This is a genomic window from Armatimonadota bacterium, assembly GCA_035527535.1.
GTDB lineage: Bacteria > Armatimonadota > Hebobacteria.
This window is the reverse complement of record DATLAK010000192.1, coordinates 1-20,116: the sequence shown is the minus strand read 5'-3', so window position 1 is coordinate 20,116 and position 20,116 is coordinate 1. Positions and strand designations below refer to the sequence as shown.

Genomic DNA, 20,116 nt, shown 5'->3' with positions numbered 1-20,116 from the left:
GAAACCGCTTGCTACCGCAGGATGTTGCCATCGGGTGCCGTAGCCAGATAGGGCCGTGGTCGAGTGCTCCGGACAGCGTTGGAGGGGTGAAAGACGTGAGGGCGCGATACGAGCATGAACGGCTGATGGACTGGTTTCTGGAAAGGACGCCTTCCTACAGGCAGGATGCACTTGAGCGACAGAGGCAAGCTGACGGTCTTGTCGTATGGCTTGTGGGGCTATCGAGCGCTGCGATAGCCCTGATATTGTCAGGGAAAGGTACGCTTGGTTCGATCAGTCCGTTGGCATTGAAATTGGCAGTCGGAACCGCCTTTCTTACGATCGTCTGCGCAGTGCTCTTCCGGGTATTTTCGTATGGCCTGGGGCAAGTAGAGTCAGGATTGATGGAAGGTTTTCTATCTTTCTGTTCCGCGTACAGGTCAACGAGGCATGGGCCCATTGAAATCAATGAGAACTATTCAGTTGAGCAGATTGCCGAGCGGTTGAAAGAGGATATGGGTCTGAATTACGATCACTGGCTAGGCAAGGGTTATTTGGACAGAGACTTTTGGCTGGATATGTATAAAGGCTTTGCGAAGTTATGGCGAGAGCAGGAAGCGGAAGGAGATCGGCTGTTGATAAAGGCCTTAGCGCCTCTGATAGGAAAAGACCCCGAGGAGATTGCCGCGGCTGGTAGAGATGAGGAAGGCACGATGCGGCTGTCTAGGAAGGCAAACAGATTCAGGAAGGTCTGCAACTGGTCGTTTGTTCTAATGACAGTCTTCTTCGTGCTGTCAGTTGCTGCAGTGGCGGTGGGGTTCATTCCGCAGTAGGAATGGGAAGCCGGTTTGGTTGAGTTGCTCAGGGCTGAGTTACGTCAGGGCGCGATCGGCGTGGCAAGGGCAGCAGGGTGAGCTGTTGGGAACTGGGTATCCTGGGCCGGGGAGAAGGCATGAAAAGGCCCCCGGGGTGAAACCGGGGGCGGGGAAATGCCAATTGGCTGATTGGGAATGTGATTTGGTTGCCTAATCCTGAGATTTGGTTCGCTGGTTGCGAACGCGGTTCGGTTGGCTAATCTGGAGATGTCTGTATTGGCGGCTGGACGAATTGAGCTTGAGTTGAAATGGACCGAGTCTCACTTCGAGGCTGCGTTGTTCTTGAGTGGTAATGCGCCCCGTGATGTGAGAGGTCACGCTCGCCACCGCCAGGAAGAGCGACAGAACTATGGCGCAGCAAAGTGCGCCTAGGGAAGCCCTTCTTAACCGAATGTTTGGGGACAGGAAAAGGGTGTTCCCGAGATTCAATCTTGTGTAAACTGATCTTTCGTAGATGCAAACGATCAGACGATCGAATCTGCGGGTTCCCCATGTCATCACATACTACCTCGATGACCTCGGGGAACCGGAGTGTTGGGCATGCGTCATCTCCGTCTCCTGTTGAGTCCTCGAGGCAATGCCCCGGAGCTAGCTGGGCCAGCAGCCTCCTTTCGGCCCGTGGATTGCCCGCTGTTGTGGTACTCACGCAGTATTCAACTGAGAAGGTACACAAGGGGACAAGCCGCGACGAGTAGGCGCGTGTATTTGGGCTTGTGAGGCCCTAGCGCTGCCTACAAGGCGATGGTACGGCGCGCGGGGGGATTTGTCAACAGGGTGAGGGCAAAAGAGTCCCGAGGGTGGGTGGGTGGGAACCGAAAAGTGGCACCGTGAACACTGGCGGGCGTGGGGCGACGCACTGAGGCGTGGGGGCGTCGGCAGGTCAGGGCGCACCTCTGGTTAGACCGACGAGATATCGACGGTTAGTCTGAGTGCGCAAAGGAGACGAGGGAAACACAACTGGCACCACGAAGCTAACCTGCCGCGTGTACCCGATTGTGTCTACGCCGTCTCAGAATGACGGGGGTACGCTGCACTCGCTCTGAATGACATCCCCGAAGCCTCATGCATCATCCGGGATGCATCCGCGCCCCGACAGATCGGGGCGCGCCCGGCTATTTCCCCGCCAGCAGCTTGCCCCACGCCGTCTCGGCCTGGGCGCGCTCGGATTGCGCCCACGCGCGATGCTCGTCGAGCCGCCCGCGCGCGATATCGAGGCCCAGGTTGCCGGTCGAGCCCTGGTGGGTGCGCGCGCGGATGGCCTCCCGCGGATCGCGGTCGGCAAGCTGATCCAGCTCCTTCGCCACGCGGCGATAGGCGTCGCGGAACGGCAACCCCTCCTGCACCAGCTCCAGCGCGCGGTCGGTAGCAAAGACCTCCGGTGAAAACGCCGCCACGCAGCGTTCCGCGACCACGGTCATCTTCGGGAAGGTGCGGTCGCACACCGCCAGCGCCCCGGCGACGATGGGGAAGCTGCGCAGCAGCGGCTCCTTGGTCTCCTGGTGATCGCGGTTGTAGCCGGAGATGAGGCCGCGCACGGTCTCCAGCGCGCGCATGAGGTTGGCGATGACGGTCGCGGCGCGCGCCCGGGTCAGCTCCATCATGCCGGGGTTGCGCTTCTGGGGCATGATGCTGGAGCCGTCGGCGAGTTCCGCCGGCAGCTCGAAGTAGCCGAACTCGGGGGTGCTGAACCAGATGACATCGGCCGCCAGGCGGCTGAGGTCAAGCATGAACTGCGCCAGCGCCGACAGGAGGATGGACTCGATCTTGCCGCGGCTGGTGTTGGCGTAGAGGACGTTATTCTGCAGGCGCGCGAAACCGAGCAGGTCGGAGGTGAATTGGCGATCTATGGGCAGCGGCACGCCGTAGCTCGCCGCCGACCCCAGCGGGCACTGGTCGTTGAGGGCGTATGCTGCGCGCAGGAACTCCAGGTCATCCAGCATCGCCTCCAGCCAGCATCCCGCCCACAGCCCCACCGACGACGGCATCGCCCGCTGGGTGTGGGTGCGCCCGACCATGGGCACGCCCTGGTGCCGGCCCGCGAACTCGGCCAGCGTCGCCGCGAAGGCCAGCGCCGCGTCGGCGACCTCCAGCAGGCGCTGCTTCGCGTACAACCGCAGGTCCACGATCACCTGGTCGTTGCGCGAGCGCGCGGTGTGGATCCGCTTGCCCAGGTCGCCGAGCTTGGCGGTCAGGAAGTTCTCGACCGCGGTGTGGACGTCCTCGTCCTCGAGCTTGATCTCGAACTTGCCCGCCCGCGCCAGCTCGGTGATCTCGGCGAGGACGGCGGCGAGCGAATCCGCATCGGCGTCCGTCAGCATCCCGATCCGGGCCAACATGCGGGCGTGCGCGATGCTGCCCAGGCAGTCGGCCTCGATCAGCTCGCGGTCGAGCAGGTAGTCGTCGCCGACGTTGAAGCGCTCGATGAGCTGGTCCGGTTCATAGTCCTTCTGCCACAGCTTGGGCATGGTCGTCCCTCCGCTGCGGGGATTATAGCACAAGTGGAAGCAAGCGCAGAGGACGCGGCGGGCGCGGGTGTGACCGCGAAACTCCGGTATCTTGCACTGGCCTATGTGGCACACCCGACCCCGGGTGTGTGGGCGCCGCGCACGCGGCGCCGATCCACAGGCGAGGGCGCCTGTGCCACATCCCCGACCGCACGGCCCAACCTGCAGGCGCTCAGCTTCACCAAGGAAGAACGAACACACCCTCACCCGGCCCGATGGGTCGGGCCGACCTCTCCCTTGCAGGGAGAGGAGTTCAGAGTCGCCTGCGAAGACCGGTGATAGACGACCGCCCCCTTACCGCGCGAAGGTCCACACAGTGTCGCCATCGGGCGGGTAGCCCCCGTAACGCGGCGGTACCGGCTGCCCGCCGTCGTCGTCGAGGTCCTCGCCCCAACTGTAGAGTACGAAACCTTCGCCCTGCCGCTTGTATCCGAAATCCTTGCCGCTGAAGGGGTCCTCGGGCAGTTCCCAGCCAGGGTAGGCCCGGAGCGCATCCAGGGCATCGGGGTATCGGTGGTACTTGCCGTGGTACGCCTCCAGGGCGAGGGCGACGCGCATCGCGTCGCGTGTCGCAAGCGCGCGGTCACGGGCGACGGCGGCCCTGGCGTAAATGCCGAACACCATTTGCGTAATGAGGCAATACGAGGGCAAGTCCTCAAGCTTCTTATCGAGTTCCCGGTAGCCGGGTTCCGACTCGCGGTACGGCTTCTCTGCCAGGGACAGCGCCTCCCGGGACAGACCGAGGTAGGCTATTTCATCCAGCAGGCGTAGCGGCCTTCCGAGCGGGCCGGCGCAGAGTCTTACCGAGGCCGCCGCCAACGGCTCATCCGGGCCGACTATCGCGACGAACTCCTCCGGGTTGCGATCCGCCTCCTCAAAGAGCCAGAGGCGAGACGCGAATTCGCCTTGGAGCGCCTTGCGGAACCTCCCCTTCGCATCGGAGTCGCCGAGCTGCTGGGACAGGTCGCGGCAGGTGCGCGGGTCCAGCTCGCCCTCCTCGATCACCTGCTTGAGGGCGCTGAAGGTAATGCTGCTGATGGCGCTGCTGACCAGGAACGCGATCAGCGTCGGCTCGACGTCCGCATGATCCGCCATCCGGAGGCTGGTGCGACAGGAGGCGAGGGCCCCGGCGGTGTCGCCGCGCGCGCTGCGAATCAGCGCCTCCGCGCCCAGGAGTTGGGCGCATTGACGCATGGACGCGAAGTGCCGGTAGAGGATTTCGCACGGGTTGGCGGCATCATTCCAGACCGGAAACCGGCAGCGCGGTTTGTCGGCGGCGGCCCGCACCAGGTCGAGCGCCGCCTGGTTGCGCGCCAGGATCTCCTGCATCCCGGCCGCCAGCTTCCGGCGGGTCCCGGGCGGGTCATCCTTGAGGAACTTGCGCAGGGTGTCGGTACCGTCGGTGCGCCACGCCGGGCGCTGGTCGAATGCCTGCTGGTAGAGGATGGCCGCGTTGTCATGGTCGGGCACCGGCGGCGGGATAACCTGCGCCCACGCGGTGGGGATGCCCTTGGCGCGCAGTTGCGCGAGGCGCTGCTCAAGTGTCGCTTTCAGGCTGGCGACAAACAGCCAGTACGCCACCGCCAACGCGGCCACCACCACGAGCGCGATGCCGCACACGAAGCGGAAGGTGCTGCCCTTGCCGGTCTCGAAGCGCGACACTTCCGGGTGCCCTCCGCGCCGGATGCTACCACGGAATCGGCGCCGGCGCAAGCGATGGCGGAACGATATTCAGCAGCTCCGTTCTTGGCTGTCAGGACAATTCGCCGCCCGGGATGCGCCCCAACGCCTCTCCCTTTCAGGGAGAGGGCGGCCCGCGAGAGCGGGGCGGGTGAGGGTAAGTCGGGTCGAGCCACACCCCACAGCCGTCTCACCCTCACCCAACCTCCGCTTTGAAGGGGGAGGGGTTGACGGGCGGGCCACAATAAGTCACTGCGTTGTCGTCGCGGCTACCGGCTCCCGCCGATGACCATTACTCCGTACCCCTCGCGCCGCAGGTTTGCCGCCAGGGCTTGCGCGCGCTCGGATGACAGGCCTCCCATGGTCACGCGGTGCAGCGTGGTCTGGTCCTGTTTGTCCACCGTCACGGTCGCCGCATAGCCGCGGTTGCGCAGGTCTTGCAGCAGCGCCTTGGCGTTGCTGGAATCGAGGAAGCAGCCCAACTGCAGCGTGACCGTGGGCGGTGACGGAGCGGCGGTGGCAACTGCGCCGGGCTTATCGGCGCGCGGCTTCCGCGGCGGTGCCGGCGGCTCCGGCTCGGCGGAGGGCGGCTCGTCAATCACGGGCTCCTCCACCGTCCTGCTCGGCGACGCAACATAGGGGGTGGGCTGCGCCCTGAGCGTGGCCGCGCCGCGTTTCAGGTACTGCTCGCCCAGCACGTTGCGCCCGAAGAAGAAGCCGCCCACCGCGCACACCGCGGTGAGGACGGCGGCGGTGAGCGCGACGGTCAGCGCGCGCCCCCGGCACCCGGACATCATGTTCCTCCTGCGCGCCTGCCGACGGGGATGAGATAGAGGGGATGCTCCCCCTCGGGCAGCTCCAAGACCTCGGCCACGGCGTCGTCGTTGAAGGCGCCGACCGCGACCGAACCCAGGTCCAGCGCCTCCGCCTGGAGGTGCGCGTTCTCGGCCGCACACCCGGCATCAAGGTGCACGTAGCGCTGGCCGCGCTCGCCGTAGCGGCGCGTGGTTCGGTCGTACACCGCCGCGAAGACGAGGGTGACGGGGGCGGCGGCGACGAACGCCTGCCCCAGGGCGGCTTGCGCCAGGCGGGAGCGCCGGTCGCCGGCGGCGGTCTTCGCCAGCGCGTGCTCCCGCGGGTGGTAGCGGAACACGCCGTGCTCGCAGGCGATGTAAACCTCGAGTGGATAGCAAGCGCCGGCGGAGGGGGCCGCGCGCAGGTTGGGCGCGGCGGTGACCCCCTGCGCCGCCCACAGGAGTTGGGCGAGCTGCTCCACTGTCAGCGGGTCGGGCGCGAAGCGGCGGCAAGAGCGCCGGCGCGCGACCGCCTGTTCCAGCGATACGCGGCCGTCCGTCGCCCCGGGGGGCAGCGGGATGCTCTCTCCCGCGGTCGCGGCAGCCAGGCGTTTCACGGCGACCTCCTCATGCCAGATCCTCGGGCGCGGTCATAGTCTTGGCGGCGCGCAGCGCCGCCTCCGTGATCGAGTAGAGCCACAACGCCGTGGTGGGCAGCATCCACCACAGCGCGGGTGGAGAGAAGAACACGCCGAGCACGGCGCCGAGGTCGAACGACGAGAAGTCCCCGCGGGGGCTGCCCTGCAGCGATCCCAGGGCGGAGGCGCCCATGCCGAGCATCAGCATCAGCCACACGCAGACGATCGCCGCTCCCTTGAGGTATTCCCCGTTGTAGATCTGCCCGAAACCGGGCATCACCAGGGACAGTACCGCCGATACCCCGGGGCGCCGGGGGATCTGGTTGCGCTTGCCCGCCAGCAGCTCCTCGGCGCGCACGCGCATGATGTGGGCCTCGGCGATAAGCAGGCTGGCGCGGCCGATCTTGTCTTCCAGGATCGCGCGCTGGGGATCGGCGGCACGCGCCAGTCGGTAATGGTCAATGGCGGCGTCGCCCCGCCGCCGCTGGTAGAAGAGGTCGCCCAGCAGCTCGTGCGCCGGGGCGTTGCCGGGCGCCAGCAGCAGCGCCTCGCGGCAGCGCTTCTCGGCGGCCTCGAAATCGCCGCGCGCGCGCAGGCGATTGGCATCCGCAAGCAGCGTGTCAATGCGCGCCGCGAGCGGACGCTGGTCCGGGGTGAGTTGCGCCATGTCATCCATGCTCACGACCTCGGCCGCGGCGGACGATCACGCGACCGCCAGAGTCGGTGCCTCCCCCCAGAGACCCTCGAGGTCATAAAACTCGCGCTCGAATTGCATGAAGATATGAACGATCACATCGCCGAGATCAACCAGCGCCCAGCGGCCGTCGCTCACCCCTTGGGCGGCGATGTGCTGCAGGCCGTGCGCTGCGAGCTGCCGCAGCAGCTCCTCGGCCAAGGCGCGCACGTGCGTCTCGGAGACGCCGCTGCAGATCACGAAGTAGTCGGCGATCACCGTCAGCTTGCGCAGGTCGAGGATGACCGTGTCCTGCGCCTTCCTGTCGGCGACGGTGCGGGCGGCGAGCAGCGCTTTCTGGCGCGAACTGCGCAGCCGCGCCCCGACGGCCGGGCGCACCGGAACCGCAGAGCCCGGCGCCGCCGTCCTCGTCCTCTTACTTGCCAATATAGTCAGTGCCGAGCAGCACCGTGATGTCCGCCCCGGCGATCGCTTCGCCCGGCGCCTGGATCACCTTGCCGCACTCGAGCCAGCCCCGAATCTCAGCCGCCTCCTGCTCGTGGTCAGCGCGATCAATGACCTCCGAGGTCGCCGCCGCGTAGTTGGCGATTCGCACCTCCGTGACCTCGTATTCCTCGGCGCCGAGGCGCCGCACGAGGCCGCGCTCGACGCCCGGCACCTCGGTGGCGTTGATGATGGCCACCCGCGGCCGCGCGCCGTAGAGCACTTCCTTCACCACGTGCGACAGCTCCTGGTAGTCGGGCTCGAGGTAGCTGATGCCGGCGACGGTGATGGGGGTGCCCGGGAGCGTGCGCGCCTTGATGTGCTCGGGATCTATCGTCTTGCCGAGGTCGGCCATCGCCTCCAAGTCCCGGATCGTGAGATCGGTCTCCACCGCCTCCGAGACCACCTTGAGCAGCCGCGGCAGGCGCGCCAGGTTGCGCGGGGCGAACGCCTCTCGCGTCAGGGCGCGGACGAACAACTGCTGGCGGCGGATGCGCGTCAGGTCGCCCATGGCGTCGTGGCGATAGCGCACGTATCCCACCGCCTGCTCGCCGTTGAGGCGCTGCAGACCGGGACGCAGGTTGATGAGCAGCCCCCCCCGGCGGTCGCGGTAATACATCCGCTTGTCCACGTCTATCTCGACCCCCCCCAGGGCGTCCACCAGGCGCGCGAGACCGCCGGAGGCGACCGTGACATGATAGTCGCTGCGCACGCCGGTCAGCGCTTCGACCGCCTGGTCGGTGAGGGCGGCGCCGCCCAGAGTGTAAGCCGCGTTGATCTTCTTGGCGTCGTGCCCGGGAATGGCGACCCTGAAATCGCGCGGCACCGATAGGATGCCGATGGTGCGCTGCGACAGGTCGAGGGCGGCGACCATGATGGTGTCGGAGCGGGGTGCGTCGGCATCGTTGTCCACCCCGAGGATAAGCACGTTGACCCGCTTGAGGCCGTGGAAGGGCGGACGGAACATACCCATCATCTGGCCGCCGGGTCGCAGGCCGAGATGCTGCAAGTACCACCAACCGGCGCCCGCCGGCAGGCCGATAAGGACTACGGGAACCAGGAGCCACAGCCATCGCCGACGCCCCTGTTTTCGCGTGTTCGCTTTCGCCATCAGTTATGATTCCCCGCGGCCGGAGATGATAACCGGCCATGATGTCCGCACGAAACGATGGAGATGAACGCCGCCGCGTCAGCCGGCCGCCCGCGCGTCACCGCACCCGGCCCCCGGCGCGCCACCGCGCACGGCAGCGGCGGCGCCGCGCGCCAGTCGCGTCATGGCGGTTGCCGCTCTCCTGGCGACCAAACCCTGACTGCCGATCCGCGGCGCCTCCCGGGAGCGCCGCCCCGCGATCAGAGGCGCTCCGGGCGCGGATGCGCCTCATTGACGATGAGCCGGCGGCCCTTGAGCTCGAAGCCGTCCATGGCCTGGATCGCCCGCGCCGCGTTCTCATCATCGAGGTCCACGAAGCCGAAGCCGCGCGAGCGGCCGCTCTCGCGGTCGGTGATGATGCGCGCCGCCTGCACCCGGCCCACCGCGGCGAAGGCCTCGGCGAGCTCGTCCTCGGTCAGGCTCCACGGCAGGTTCCCGACATATAGCGTCACCGCCATCCCTATTCACCTCCTTTCCGGTTGGGCTCGGCGTCGTCGCCGCGATAGAGGCCGTGCTTGGCGATGTAGGTCTCAACCGCCGGCGGCGTCAGGTAGCGCAGGGACCATCCGCGCGCAACCCGCGCGCGGATGTCGGTGGACGATACGTTGACCCCCGGCGCCTCCAGCGCTCGCACCTGGCGCGCGAGCTCCCCCAGCGCGCGCTCCAGGCCCCCGAGGTCGTAACCCGGGCGCGTGACTGCGACCAGGCGGCAGAGCGCCGCCAGCTCCTGCGGCTCGCGCCAGGTGAGCAGCTCGCGCACCGCGTCGGCGCCGGTGATGAAGAACAGCTCCGCGGTCGGATGCTCCCGCTGCAATCGGCGCAGGGTGTCAATGGTGTAGGACGGCCCCGGTCGTTCCAGTTCGATCCGCGAGGCGGTGAAGCGCGGGTGATCGCAGGTGGCGGCCAGGGTCATGGCGTAGCGATGTTCCGCGTCGGTGACGCGGTAGTCCTTCTTGTGCGGCGGCTGGCGGCAGGGAACGAACGTCACCCCCTCCAGTCCCAACTGCGCCCGCGCCTCCTCGGCGGCCACCAGGTGCCCGTAGTGAATGGGATCGAAGGTCCCCCCCATCACACCCAGACGCGTCACCTGCGCACCCTCATGAGCGGATCTGGCCGGCCCCGTGAATGACGTACTTGTAGGTCGTGAGCTCGCGCAGCCCCATCGGCCCGCGCGCGTGCAGCTTCTGCGTGCTGATGCCAATCTCCGCGCCCAGCCCGAACTCCCCGCCGTCAGTGAAGCGAGTGGAGGCGTTGACGTACACCGCCGCCGCATCCACCGCCGCGCAGAAGCGCTCGGCGCGCGCGTAGTCGCGGGTGATGATGGCCTCCGAGTGCTTGGTGCCATGGGCGGCGATATGGTCGAGCGCCTGCTCCAGGCTCTCGACCACGCGCACCGCCAGGATGAGATCGAGATACTCGGTCGCCCAGTCGGTCTCCGTCGCCGCCGCCGCGTCGGGCAGGATCCCCCGGGTCACCGGGCACCCCCGCAGCTCCACCCCGTGCTCGACCAGGCGCGGCCCCACGCGCCGCAGGAAGTCCTCGGCCACCGCGCGGTGCACCAGCAGCGTCTCCGCCGCATTGCATACCCCCGGCCGCTGGCACTTGGCGTTGACGACGATCGCCTGTGCCATCTCCAAGTCCGCCGACTCGTCCACGTACACGTGGCAGTTGCCGACCCCGGTTTCGATCGCCGGCACGGTGGCGTGGTCCACCACCGCCCGGATCAGCCCCGCCCCCCCGCGCGGGATGAGGACATCCACGTACTGGTTGAGGCGCATCAGCTCCTGCGCGGCGGCGCGATCGGGGGTCTCGATCAACTGCATGGCGTGCGCCGGCGCTCCCGCCCCATGTGCCGCTTCACCGATGACGCGCACCAGGGCGGCGTTCGACTGCAGCGCCTCCGAGCCGCCCCGCAGGATGACGACGTTGCCGGCCTTGACGCACAGCCCGGCGGCGTCCACCGTGACGTTGGGGCGTGACTCATAGATCATGCCCACCACCCCCAGCGGTACGCGCACCTTGAGGATGAGCAGGCCGTTGGGACGGCGCCCGCCCGCGATCACTTCGCCCACCGGGTCGGGCAGGGCGGCGACCTCGCGCAAGCCCTCCGCCATCGCGGCGATGCGCTTCTCGCTCAGCAGCAGCCGGTCCACCAGCGGCTGCGCCAGCCCCGCCTCGCGCGCGGCGCGCACGTCGGCGCTGTTGGCGTCGAGGATGTACTGCCGGCGCTCGATCAGCGCGTCGGCCATCGCGTGCAGCACCCGGTCCTTGACCGCGGTGGAGCACGCAGCCATCTCCGCCGCCGCCGCGCGCGCCGCCTGCGCCTTCCTGATCACCTCTGGTCGTGCGTCGGTCATCCCGTTTCCATTCTCTGCAGCCGCGACGAACACGGAGAGCACAGAGAGGGAGGAGGAAAAGGGTCAGGTTCTCTGTGTTCTCTGTGCGTGGCTAAGCCCGGCCGCTCCCGTCAGTCCATGAAATCGAATTGCCGCTCGCCGATCAGCACCTTATCGCCGTCCTTCGCCCCCAATTCGCGCAGCCGCGGCACCACCCCCATGCGCTCCAGCGCGCCCTGGATGCTGCCCACCGCTTCCTCGCTCTCGAGGTCGGTGCGCGCCACCAGTCTCTCCACCGCCGAACCGGCGACCGCGTAAACGCCGTCGCCGACCTTGTGCACGTTCAGCGGCTCCGACTCGCGCGGCGGTATGATAACCCGTGGTTCAACGTTCTCCTCCGCTGGTGTCAGCTCCTCCACCAGATCGGCGCATCGGCGCAACAGCCGCTCCACCCCCTCGCCGGCGACCGCCGAGAGCGGGAAGACCTCGATCCCCGCGCCGGCGAGGTCGCGCGCGAACGCCTGCAGGCGCGCCGCCGCCGCCGGCAGATCCAGCTTGTTGGCCGCCACCACCTGCGGCAGCCGCGTCAGGTCGGTGGCGTAGGCACGCAGCTCCTGGTTGACCACGTGGAAATCGGCCGCGGGATCGCGCCCTTCGGCTGCCAGGTCCACGACGTGCACCAGCAGGCGGGTGCGCTCGATGTGGCGCAGGAAATCGTGCCCGCGGCCGCGGCCGGCATGCGCGCCCTCGACCAGGCCGGGCAGGTCGGCGGCGACAAAGGACCTGCCCTCGGGAGTGCGCACGACCCCGAGGTTGGGCGCCAGGGTGGTGAACGGATAGTCGGCGATCTTGGGGCGGGCGGCGGAGATACGCGACAGGAGCGTGGACTTGCCGGCATTGGGGAGGCCGATGATGCCGACATCGGCCAGCAGCTTGAGCTCCAGCCGCAGCCAGCGGCGCTCGCCCGGCTCACCGCGTTCGGCGAAGCGCGGCGCCTGGCGCACGGCCGTGGCGAAGCGCGCATTGCCGCGTCCGCTCCGTCCTCCGCGGGCGACCAGACACGCGTCGCCCGCACGCGCGAGATCGGCGAACTGCACGCCGGAGTTCGCGTCGTAAGCTACGGTTCCGGGGGGAACCGCAATGTACACGTCTGCGCCGCGGCGGCCGGTCTTGTTAGCGCCGGCCCCGTGCCCCCCGCGCTCGGCGCGGAAATGGCTCCTGCGCAAGAAATCAATAAGGGTGCGCACCTTGGCGTCGGCGCGCACCCACAGGTCTCCACCGGGTCCCCCATCGCCGCCGTCGGGGCCGCCCCGCGGCACGTGCTTCTCACGCCGGAAGCTGGTGGCTCCGTTGCCGCCATCCCCCGCTTGGACGAAGATCTTGGCTTCGTCAACCAGGATCGAACCCGAACCGGACAAGCGTCGCTCCGCGCCTGGCAGGCGCCTAGGCAGCCGCCGCCGGGATCACGCGGACGCGCCGGCTCCCGTTGCCCGCCCCCTCGAATACGACCCGGCCCGCGACCTTGGCAAACAAGGTGTGATCGTTGCCGATGCCGACATTGAGGCCGGGCCGAACCTTAGTTCCCCGCTGGCGGATGATGATCGCGCCGGGCTTGACCGTCTCGCCGGCGAACGCCTTCACCCCCAGCCGCTTGGACTTGCTGTCCCGCCCGTTGCGGGTGCTGCCCATGCCTTTCTTGTGTGCCATGGAGAATGCCTCCGCTAGCGCTTCGTCGCCCCGGCGCCGGTCTCGATGCGCTCGACCAGCAGGCGCGTGAGGCGCTGGCGATGCCCCTGGAGCCGCCGATAGTTGCTCTTGGGCTTGTACTTGAAGACGCGCACGCGCGGCCCGCGGCCGTGAGCCAGCACGCGGCAGACAATGCGCGTGTCGGCCAGCACCGGGGTGCCCACGCGCACGTTTGCGCCGTCGGCCACCATCAGCACGCGGGCGATCTCCACGCGCTCGCCGGCCGCTGCCGGCAACGTCTCCACGTCCAGCACTGCCTGCTCCTGGACGCGGTATTGCTTCCCGCCAGTCTCAACGATTGCGTACATGAATGCGCTCCGAGGTGAACTGTATCTTAGCAGAAACGGAAACCCGCTGTCAACTCGAATGGCCCCGGGGGTAGTGTACCATCGAGTGTGTAAACGGCTCCGGGGCTAAAAGAGGAGGGGTTCGGCTCAGCCTGTAAGGTTGGGTGAAGTGGGACCAACCGAAAGGAGGAGCAGAACCCGTGGCTAGACTTCGAGATGTGGTGAAGGAACCCTGTTTGGCGGACTTCGATTTGGAGACGTGGGTGTGGGAGGACCTGACGGCGCGGGCGCGGGAGCAGCTGCAGGCGCTGCTGGAGGCCTCGATGGAGACCGAGCTCACCGAGCGGCTGGGCTACGCGCCGTATCAGCGGGACCCGGCGCTGCACAGCGACTACCGCAACGGCTACTACTATCGCAACCTCGACACGCAGTTTGGGCCGCTGGAGGGCCTACAGGTGCCGCGCACGCGCGCCAGCGGCGCCCACTACCGGGTGCTGGAGTGCTACAGCCGCCGCGCCCCCTGGGTCAATCAACTGATCCAGGAGATGTTCCTGGCGGGGATTGGGACGCGCCGGGTGGGGTTGCTGCTGGGCGGCCTGCTCGACGCCAGCGTGTCCGCCTCCACCGTCTCGCGCATCAGCGCGCGGCTGGACGGCGAGGTGCGCGCCTGGCACACGCGGGAGCTCAAGGACGAATACCAGTATCTCATCCTGGACGGCGTGCGCGTGCGCATCAAAGGAGCCTGTGGGGCGGTGCAGTGGGTGGCGTTGTGCGTCTATGGGATCACGTTTGACGGCAAACGGGAGATGATTGACTACCTGCCCGCCCGGAGCGAATCCGAGGCCGAATGGGTGAGGCTGCTGGAGGATCTGCGCCGTCGCGGGCTTACCGGGGAGAAGGTGGAGCTGGCGGTGACGGACGGCGCGCAGGGGCTGATCAACGCCTTGCAGTTTGTCTTCCCGCGCGTGCGGCTGCAGCGCTGTGGCTAGGCTTTGCCGCCACCCCGGCCCGAAGGGCTTAGGGGCTGGGCGCACAAGCTGCGCAACGTCGCCAACCTGCTCAAGGCGGGGCAACGCGAGCAGTGCCTGCGGGATGCTGCGGCGATCTACCAGGCCGGCAGTCGGCGGGAGGCACTCTATCTCTTCCGCTGGTGGAAGGCGAAATGGGGGCCGCTAGCGGCCAAAGCGGTGGCGTGCCTGGAGAAGGACCTGGAGTCGCTTGTGACCTTCTTCTCGCAGCCCAAAGCGCACTGGAAGAAGATCCGCACCACCAACGTGATCGAGCGCCAGTTTCGCGAGGTGCGCCGACGCACCGACCCCATGACCTGCTTCGTCAACCAACAGAGCGCCGACCGCATCCTATATGCGATCTTTCACTACGCCAACCAGCGCTGGGCCCAATCCCTCCTCAAGGAGTTTACACATAAGTATTGACACTACCGGCCCCGGGGGGGTGTGACCTCGAAAAGTGGGGATTACCATGGGCGTCGCGCAACCATCCCCACGGCAAACGGTCACACCCGCAAGGGAGGGGACATAGGGGTCGAGGTGGAACAGGTGTGCGTGCGGACCGCAGCCTATGAACGAAAGGAGACGCCATGGACGCGATGCCGTCGCCAGCCTTTCCGTCGGGCAATGATCCCAGTCTGCTCCCGCAGGTCGCGAGATGGAACTGGGGCGCGTTCTTTCTCAACTGGATATGGGCCTTCGCCCATCGCCTGCCGGTGTGGGGCGTCATCGGTTTGATAACGCAGTTCATCTTCCCGGGCGGGCTGGTAGTGGCCATCTATCTGGGCGTCAAGGGCAGCGAGTTGGCGTGGGAGCAGCGGCCGTTCCGCGACGTTGCCGAATTCCAGGCCACCGAGCGCGTATGGGGATGGTGGGGCCTTGGGTTGTTCCTCCTGGATGTCCTATTCGTGGGTGCGATCCTGGTGGTCATCTTAATGCCGCTGCTCACGCGAGCGCTGCACAGCGGGCTTCCGTTCTGAGGCGGGCACTGCCGGCGCGCAATCACGCATGGCGCGGCATACGGCCTCCAGCCTCGGTGACCAGGACCGCCATACCGCCGGAGGACGCGGAGCGGCTGTTGGCCGAGTCCATTGAGCGCCTGCGGGCGACCGGGCTGGCGGTGCACACCGGAGTCTTTCGCAAGCACCTGCGCGTCGAGATCCATAACGAGGGTCCGGTGACGCTGCTCTTCGACAGCCGGTGGAGTCTCTGACGCCGGATTGGCGCTGATGGGATCGCAGCCATGAGATGCGAGGGCCATTGATATGCGTAGATGGGCGCTGGTCATGTTCCTCATCCTTCCGGGTCTGGCAGTGATGCTGGTCTGCGGATGCTACTTGTTGCCGGAATGGAGCGCACTGAATGCGACGCATGTACGACTCGAGGGTCTGATTGCACAGAATGCCGACTTGCGGCGGTTGTTCATCGTGGATGCGCAGGAGGATTTGCATCGCATCAACGCCTTCGCCGAGGGTGTCGGATTCCTGCTGGGCGCACTGCTGGCGGGCCTCGGGGTGCATGGCCTGTGCGTAATATCGGGAACAGGAAGTCACGCGCGCAGTTCCAATCTATTGTAGGGCGGGCGTGCTTGAGGTTGTTGCATAATCCCGTCTGGGCGGGAACCACGCGCGTCCGCGACGGCAAGATTCTTCGCTCCGCAGCTCGCTTATGCTCGCGGCGGAACTCAGAATGACATCTTTCCGCGCCGGTGACGCAGGCCCTGGGAGTTACGCAACAGGGACGCCTACGCCCGCCGTTCCGGAATAGACGCACCTGGGCAGGCGCGCCCTATAGACTCCGGCGCCGACGATTCACCCGTTACGTGATAACTCTACCACTGAGGCGCGGCCCGCGGGGCGTTACGTAGTCACCCGGTGCGCGTGCAGCACGTCGCTGAGGCGCCCCAGGGCTTCGAGCAGGGCTTGGAGCTGCTCGGTGCCGGTGACCCCCGCCTGACGCATCCGCACATGCCCTCCCCTGCTGCCGTGGGGGCGCACGGCGGTGCGCCTCTGGTCTGCTGCAAGAAAAGCCCTGCAAGCTGCGTATGTAGAACCGAGGAGGCAGCGATGCCGTGAGGGGCCCATGGCAAGCGACGATGAGCTGATAGGTCGTTCGCTGGCGGGCGATCGCGCCGCCTTCGATGACCTCGTCCTGCGCTACCAGGATTCATTGTTTCGCCATCTGCTGGTGTTGAGCGGACATCCGCAACTGGCGGAGGATCTCTGCCAGGAAGCTCTCATTCGATTCTACCGCACGCTGGCACGCTTCCATCGGGGCTGGCCCGTCGCTCCGCTGCTCTTCAAGATCGCGACTAACCTCTGGCGCGACGGCCGCCGACGACGGGCGGCCATCACCACAGACTCCCTCGACGCGCTGCCCGGCGACTGCGCCGTGGAGCCGGAGGTTGTAGTCTTGCAGCGACTGCAGCGTGGGGCGATCGCAGACGCCATCGCGCGCCTGCGCTGGGAGTACCGCGCGGTCATCTCGCTGCGCTATGACCAGGGACTGAGCTATCGCGAGATCGCGCAAGCGCTGCGGGTCTCGGTGGGCACAGTCGCGGCGTGGTTACACCGCGCGGTGGACGAGCTGCGCGCCGCGCTTGACGCCGACGCCGGCGAGGAGGTGGCGCGGTGAAATGCAGACAGGTGCTTGTCCTCGCCCAGCCCTTCGTGGACGATGTGCTCGACGGCGGCACGCGCGAGCGGATGCAGGCCCACGCTCGGCACTGTGCAGCCTGCCGCGCCGCGCTCGATGCGCGACGCCAACTGGTCACGCAGGTCGGGGCCGTCGTGCGCGGCCGTGCGGTGGCGCCCGCCGGTGTGGCAGAGGGCGTGCGCACATGGCTTGCGGCCCAGCCCGTATGCGCCCGTAATCCCCGCCGCTGGCGGGCCTTGGGGCTGGCGGTATGCGCCGTTGCGCTTGCCGCAGGCATTGCCCTCGGCCTGCTGCGCGCACACCGGCAGCCGCTGGCGACGGTGGCACAGATGCGCCCGCCGGCCGCTGTGGCACCCCGACTGGTCGCGGCGCCACGCGTTTTGCGCGTCGGCACCAGGCTGTTTCGGGGCGCGGTAGTCACCACCGGCGCCGGCGGCCGCGTGACCCTGGCGATGCCAAGCGGCAGCGAGCTGACCCTGAACTCCAACAGCAAGGTGGCGCTGCCCGCGTCGGGCGTCGTTGCGCTGACAGCGGGCGAGATCTACTGCCGCAGCCAGGCCGGTGAGATTCAGCGCATTGACACGCCCGCCGGTCGCATCCGCCTGCTGGGCACCGCCCTCAACGTGCAAGCGCAGAGCCACGATACCGTCGTGGTCACGGTGATTCAAGGGCAGGTGCAACTCGTCAACGCCCACGGGGAAGCGATAGTCCGGGCCGGAACGCAGTCGGTGCTGGCGCGGTGGTCGCCGCCCCGGCAAGGCGTGCCCGTCAATACCTCGGCCGAGATCGCCTGGTATGCGGGCGCCCCCCAGCCCGCTGACGCGGAGCTACTCATCCGCCAGTTGAGCGACCGCGACGCGCAGGTTCGCGCCCGTGCGGCGGAAGCGCTGGGTAACCTCAAGGAAGCGCGGGCGGTGGAACCGCTCGTCGGCGCGCTGCGCGACAAGGATCCCCTCGTCCGGCGGAAGGCGGCGTGGGCGCTGGGCGAGATCAAGGATGCGCGTGCGGTGAGGCCGCTGCTCTCGGCGTTGAGGCCCAAAGACGAGGCACTCTCGCGCAGTGTGATCGAGGCGCTGGCGAAAATCGGCTCGCCGGCGATTGACGCCCTCGCGGCGGCGGTGAAGAGCGGAAACCAGGAGGTGCGTGAGGGCGCAATCGCCGCACTATTGAAAATCGAAGACCCGCGCCTCACCAGGGTGTGGGTGAGCGCGCTGAAGGCGGAGCACAAAGAAGTACGGGAGATAGCCGCCATCGCTCTGGCGATCACCGGAGGCACCCCGGCAACGCGGCCGCTGGCGGCGACGCTGCAAGATCAGGATGAAGAACCGGATGTTAGGTGGGCAGCAGCCTTTGGGTTGATGATCAGGCAGGAGGACGAGGCGCTGGATTCGCTGCTCATCGCGCTGAAGGACAAGAACGCGGATGTGCGCGCGATGGCAGCCTTTGCGCTCGGGGAGAAGGAGGACGAGCAAGCGGCGGACGCGCTCATCGCCGCCCTCAGGGACGAAGACCCCACGGTCCGGGAGGCCGCGACCTGGGGGCTGACGATCAGCCACCCCGCCAAGGCGCTGGAGCCCTTGGTCGCCATCCTGAAGGACGAGCATCCTGCCGGACCTCGGGGCAGCGCCCAATCGAAGACGGGGTTCTCTGAGCAGGGCCCGACGGGGGAGAAGCGCGACGTCCACATGAGTCATCATCAAGCCATGCGCTTCCTTGCCACCCGCGCCCTGGGCGAGATGAAGGACTCCCGCGCCGTCGAGACCCTGGTCGCGGCCCTGAAGGATCGGGACCCCGTCGTGCGACAGGGAGCCGCAAGTGGTCTCGCGGCCTCAGATGACACGCGGGCAGTTGAATCGCTGCTCGGGGCCGTCAAGGACCCGGATGCGCGGGTGCGGCGGGCGGCCATGCAAGGGCTGGGCCATTTCAAGGACCCGCGCGCGGCGGACGCCGTGCTCGCCGCCATGGATGACAAGTATCCGCTGGTCGCGGCAGCCGCGGCCGAGGCGCTCGGGAACACGGGGGATGCGCGCGCATTTGATCGCTTGATGGCGGCTATGAGGAGCAAGGAGCCAATGGTTCGCGCGGGCGCGTGCTGGTCGCTCGGCATAATCGCTGATGCGCGGGCCTTCGATTCCCTGGTGGCCGCGCTCCAGGACCACTTTCCGGGCGTGCGCCAGAACGCGGCGTTCGCGCTGGGACGTCTTCGTGATCAGCGGGCAGCCGCGCCGCTGATCGCCGCTTTGGCGGATAAGGACGCGTACGTGCGAGAGCACGCAGCCAGCGCGCTCGGCTCTATCCCTGACCCGCGCGCCCTGCAGCCGCTGATCGCCGCCCTGCGGGACGAAGAGGAAGATGTCCGGGCGGCCGCAGCAAGCGCCCTGGGCAGCCTGAAGAACCCAGCGGCCATCAAGCCCCTGGTAGGCGCGCTGAACGACTTATCCTCCGAGGTGCAGTGTAATGCGGTCACGGCGCTCAGCAATATAGGGGATGAGAAGGCGGTCGCCGCGCTGCGCGCCGCGGTGACGGGTGGCGGGTCCTCCGCTCGGGCGGCGGCCGCCGATGCCTTGCAGCGGATGGGCGCCGCCGGTCAGTCGCCTGAGCAGTGGCTCGCCGCGCTCAAGGACCCCGATCCGGGGGTCAGGGCCAGCGCCGCCCGGGCGCTGCAGGACGCGCGTGACCCGCAGGCCGTCGAACCGCTGATCGCGGCGCTCTCCGACAGCGCCCCCGATGTTCGCGAGGCTGCCGCGCGCGCCTTGGGCCGCATCGGCGACAAGCGAGCATTCGAGCCTCTTGTCAAAGCCCTCGGCGACCGCAACGCTGATGTGCGCGCAGCCGCCGCCGAAGTCCTCGGCCAGATCGCGGATAACCGGGCTGTCGAGCCGCTGCGGTCGGCGCTCGACAAGGAGCAGGACCAACCGACCTCCGCCAAGATGGCGGTAGCCTTGGGGCGCCTGCACGACCCGCGCGCCGTGGAACCACTACTGGCGGCACTCAAGGCCGAGGACTGGGTGATTCGCAGCGAGGCCGTCAGGGCCTTGGCGGCCACCGGCGACCCGCGGGCGTTCGAGGCGGTGGCCACGGCCCTCGGCGATCAGCATGAGGGGGTGCGTGAGGCGGCCATGTCAACGCTAGCCGACATGAAGGACTCCTCCGCGGTGGCCGCCCTCGGCGCGAGCGTCAAAGAAGACCCCGTGCCGCGCCTGCGCCGCAGGGCGATGTGGGCGCTGGGTCAGATCGGCGACAAGCGAGCGGTGGAATACTTGGTCGCGGCTTTGGGCGACCCCGACG

19 protein-coding genes and 1 pseudogene are annotated in these 20,116 nt (G+C 67.7%); 7 read left to right on the top strand and 13 right to left on the bottom strand.

What is annotated here, in order from left to right; translation table 11 throughout:
- The coding region (locus VM221_14510; GenBank protein ID HUT76035.1) for a hypothetical protein at nt 1-812 on the top strand (812 nt) is incomplete at its 5' end.
- 1,154 nt (nt 813-1,966) lie between these two features.
- On the opposite strand, the gene argH is transcribed toward VM221_14510, so the two are convergent.
- The 13 genes from argH to rplU all read right to left on the bottom strand — a co-directional run bounded on the left by argH (nt 1,967) and on the right by rplU (nt 13,187).
- Complete coding sequence (argH, locus tag VM221_14505; GenBank protein ID HUT76034.1) at nt 1,967-3,319, bottom strand: argininosuccinate lyase; 1,353 nt, start codon at nt 3,317-3,319, stop codon at nt 1,967-1,969.
- 333 nt (nt 3,320-3,652) lie between these two features.
- Nucleotides 3,653-5,020 (bottom strand): hypothetical protein, encoded by a 1,368-nt coding sequence (locus tag VM221_14500; protein HUT76033.1) that lies wholly within the window; start codon nt 5,018-5,020, stop codon nt 3,653-3,655.
- A gap of 287 nt (nt 5,021-5,307) precedes the next feature.
- A complete protein-coding gene (locus VM221_14495) occupies nt 5,308-5,835 on the bottom strand; it encodes an SPOR domain-containing protein (GenBank protein ID HUT76032.1) in 528 nt (175 codons plus the stop codon).
- Entirely contained in the window at nt 5,832-6,449 is a 618-nt protein-coding gene (locus VM221_14490) for a SagB/ThcOx family dehydrogenase (protein HUT76031.1), read from the bottom strand. Before VM221_14490 ends, VM221_14495 begins: the two co-directional genes overlap by 4 nt.
- A gap of 10 nt (nt 6,450-6,459) precedes the next feature.
- Nucleotides 6,460-7,146 (bottom strand): hypothetical protein, encoded by a 687-nt coding sequence (locus VM221_14485; GenBank protein ID HUT76030.1) that lies wholly within the window; start codon nt 7,144-7,146, stop codon nt 6,460-6,462.
- A 27-nt stretch (nt 7,147-7,173) separates the two neighbouring features.
- Entirely contained in the window at nt 7,174-7,542 is a 369-nt protein-coding gene (gene rsfS / locus VM221_14480) for a ribosome silencing factor (GenBank protein HUT76029.1), read from the bottom strand.
- 37 nt (nt 7,543-7,579) lie between these two features.
- Entirely contained in the window at nt 7,580-8,758 is a 1,179-nt protein-coding gene (locus tag VM221_14475; protein HUT76028.1) for an LCP family protein, read from the bottom strand.
- 239 nt (nt 8,759-8,997) lie between these two features.
- Complete coding sequence (locus VM221_14470; GenBank protein HUT76027.1) at nt 8,998-9,255, bottom strand: RNA-binding protein; 258 nt, start codon at nt 9,253-9,255, stop codon at nt 8,998-9,000.
- Between the two features lie 2 nt (nt 9,256-9,257).
- On the bottom strand, nt 9,258-9,884 hold the full coding sequence (gene nadD, locus VM221_14465; protein HUT76026.1) for a nicotinate-nucleotide adenylyltransferase: 627 nt from the start codon (nt 9,882-9,884) through the stop codon (nt 9,258-9,260).
- A gap of 10 nt (nt 9,885-9,894) precedes the next feature.
- The gene (locus tag VM221_14460; GenBank protein ID HUT76025.1) at nt 9,895-11,154 is read right to left on the bottom strand and encodes a glutamate-5-semialdehyde dehydrogenase; all 1,260 of its coding nucleotides are present in this window, start codon (nt 11,152-11,154) and stop codon (nt 9,895-9,897) included.
- 110 nt (nt 11,155-11,264) lie between these two features.
- Nucleotides 11,265-12,551: a GTPase ObgE gene (gene obgE, locus VM221_14455; GenBank protein ID HUT76024.1), complete on the bottom strand. Its 1,287-nt coding sequence runs from the start codon at nt 12,549-12,551 to the stop codon at nt 11,265-11,267.
- A gap of 25 nt (nt 12,552-12,576) precedes the next feature.
- Nucleotides 12,577-12,840 (bottom strand): 50S ribosomal protein L27, encoded by a 264-nt coding sequence (gene rpmA, locus VM221_14450; protein ID HUT76023.1) that lies wholly within the window; start codon nt 12,838-12,840, stop codon nt 12,577-12,579.
- A gap of 14 nt (nt 12,841-12,854) precedes the next feature.
- On the bottom strand, nt 12,855-13,187 hold the full coding sequence (gene rplU, locus VM221_14445) for a 50S ribosomal protein L21 (GenBank protein HUT76022.1): 333 nt from the start codon (nt 13,185-13,187) through the stop codon (nt 12,855-12,857).
- 143 nt (nt 13,188-13,330) lie between these two features.
- Between rplU and VM221_14440 the strand changes: the two are divergent.
- The 6 genes and pseudogenes from VM221_14440 to VM221_14415 form a co-directional block, all read left to right on the top strand.
- Nucleotides 13,331-14,599, top strand: a pseudogene (locus tag VM221_14440) (IS256 family transposase).
- 164 nt (nt 14,600-14,763) lie between these two features.
- Nucleotides 14,764-15,153 carry a hypothetical protein gene (locus VM221_14435; GenBank protein HUT76021.1) on the top strand — a complete coding sequence of 130 codons (390 nt, stop codon included), beginning with the start codon at nt 14,764-14,766 and terminating at the stop codon, nt 15,151-15,153.
- Nucleotides 15,036-15,386 carry a D-aminoacyl-tRNA deacylase gene (locus VM221_14430; GenBank protein ID HUT76020.1) on the top strand — a complete coding sequence of 117 codons (351 nt, stop codon included), beginning with the start codon at nt 15,036-15,038 and terminating at the stop codon, nt 15,384-15,386. Before VM221_14435 ends, VM221_14430 begins: the two co-directional genes overlap by 118 nt.
- A 52-nt stretch (nt 15,387-15,438) precedes the next feature.
- Nucleotides 15,439-15,750, top strand: a complete 312-nt coding sequence (locus VM221_14425; GenBank protein HUT76019.1) for a hypothetical protein — start codon at nt 15,439-15,441, stop codon at nt 15,748-15,750.
- Between the two features lie 505 nt (nt 15,751-16,255).
- Nucleotides 16,256-16,807 (top strand): RNA polymerase sigma factor, encoded by a 552-nt coding sequence (locus VM221_14420; GenBank protein HUT76018.1) that lies wholly within the window; start codon nt 16,256-16,258, stop codon nt 16,805-16,807.
- Nucleotides 16,804-20,116, top strand: a 3,313-nt coding sequence (locus VM221_14415) for a HEAT repeat domain-containing protein (GenBank protein ID HUT76017.1), incomplete at its 3' end; no start/stop codon positions are given. The genes VM221_14420 and VM221_14415, both read left to right, overlap by 4 nt.

Bases quoted from the DNA above. Each gene is read 5' to 3' on its own strand.
- rpmA (HUT76023.1), bottom strand. From the start codon at position 12,840: ATGGCACACAAGAAAGGCATGGGCAGCACCCGCAACGGGCGGGACAGC.
- VM221_14470 (HUT76027.1), bottom strand. From the start codon at position 9,255: ATGGCGGTGACGCTATATGTCGGGAACCTGCCGTGGAGCCTGACCGAG.
- VM221_14435 (HUT76021.1), top strand. From the start codon at position 14,764: ATGGACGCGATGCCGTCGCCAGCCTTTCCGTCGGGCAATGATCCCAGT.
- VM221_14425 (HUT76019.1), top strand. From the start codon at position 15,439: ATGCGTAGATGGGCGCTGGTCATGTTCCTCATCCTTCCGGGTCTGGCA.
- argH (HUT76034.1), bottom strand. From the start codon at position 3,319: ATGCCCAAGCTGTGGCAGAAGGACTATGAACCGGACCAGCTCATCGAG.
- VM221_14475 (HUT76028.1), bottom strand. From the start codon at position 8,758: ATGGCGAAAGCGAACACGCGAAAACAGGGGCGTCGGCGATGGCTGTGG.
- VM221_14420 (HUT76018.1), top strand. From the start codon at position 16,256: ATGGCAAGCGACGATGAGCTGATAGGTCGTTCGCTGGCGGGCGATCGC.
- VM221_14495 (HUT76032.1), bottom strand. From the start codon at position 5,835: ATGATGTCCGGGTGCCGGGGGCGCGCGCTGACCGTCGCGCTCACCGCC.
- VM221_14430 (HUT76020.1), top strand. From the start codon at position 15,036: ATGGGGATGGTGGGGCCTTGGGTTGTTCCTCCTGGATGTCCTATTCGT.
- VM221_14460 (HUT76025.1), bottom strand. From the start codon at position 11,154: ATGACCGACGCACGACCAGAGGTGATCAGGAAGGCGCAGGCGGCGCGC.
- VM221_14485 (HUT76030.1), bottom strand. From the start codon at position 7,146: ATGGATGACATGGCGCAACTCACCCCGGACCAGCGTCCGCTCGCGGCG.
- rplU (HUT76022.1), bottom strand. From the start codon at position 13,187: ATGTACGCAATCGTTGAGACTGGCGGGAAGCAATACCGCGTCCAGGAG.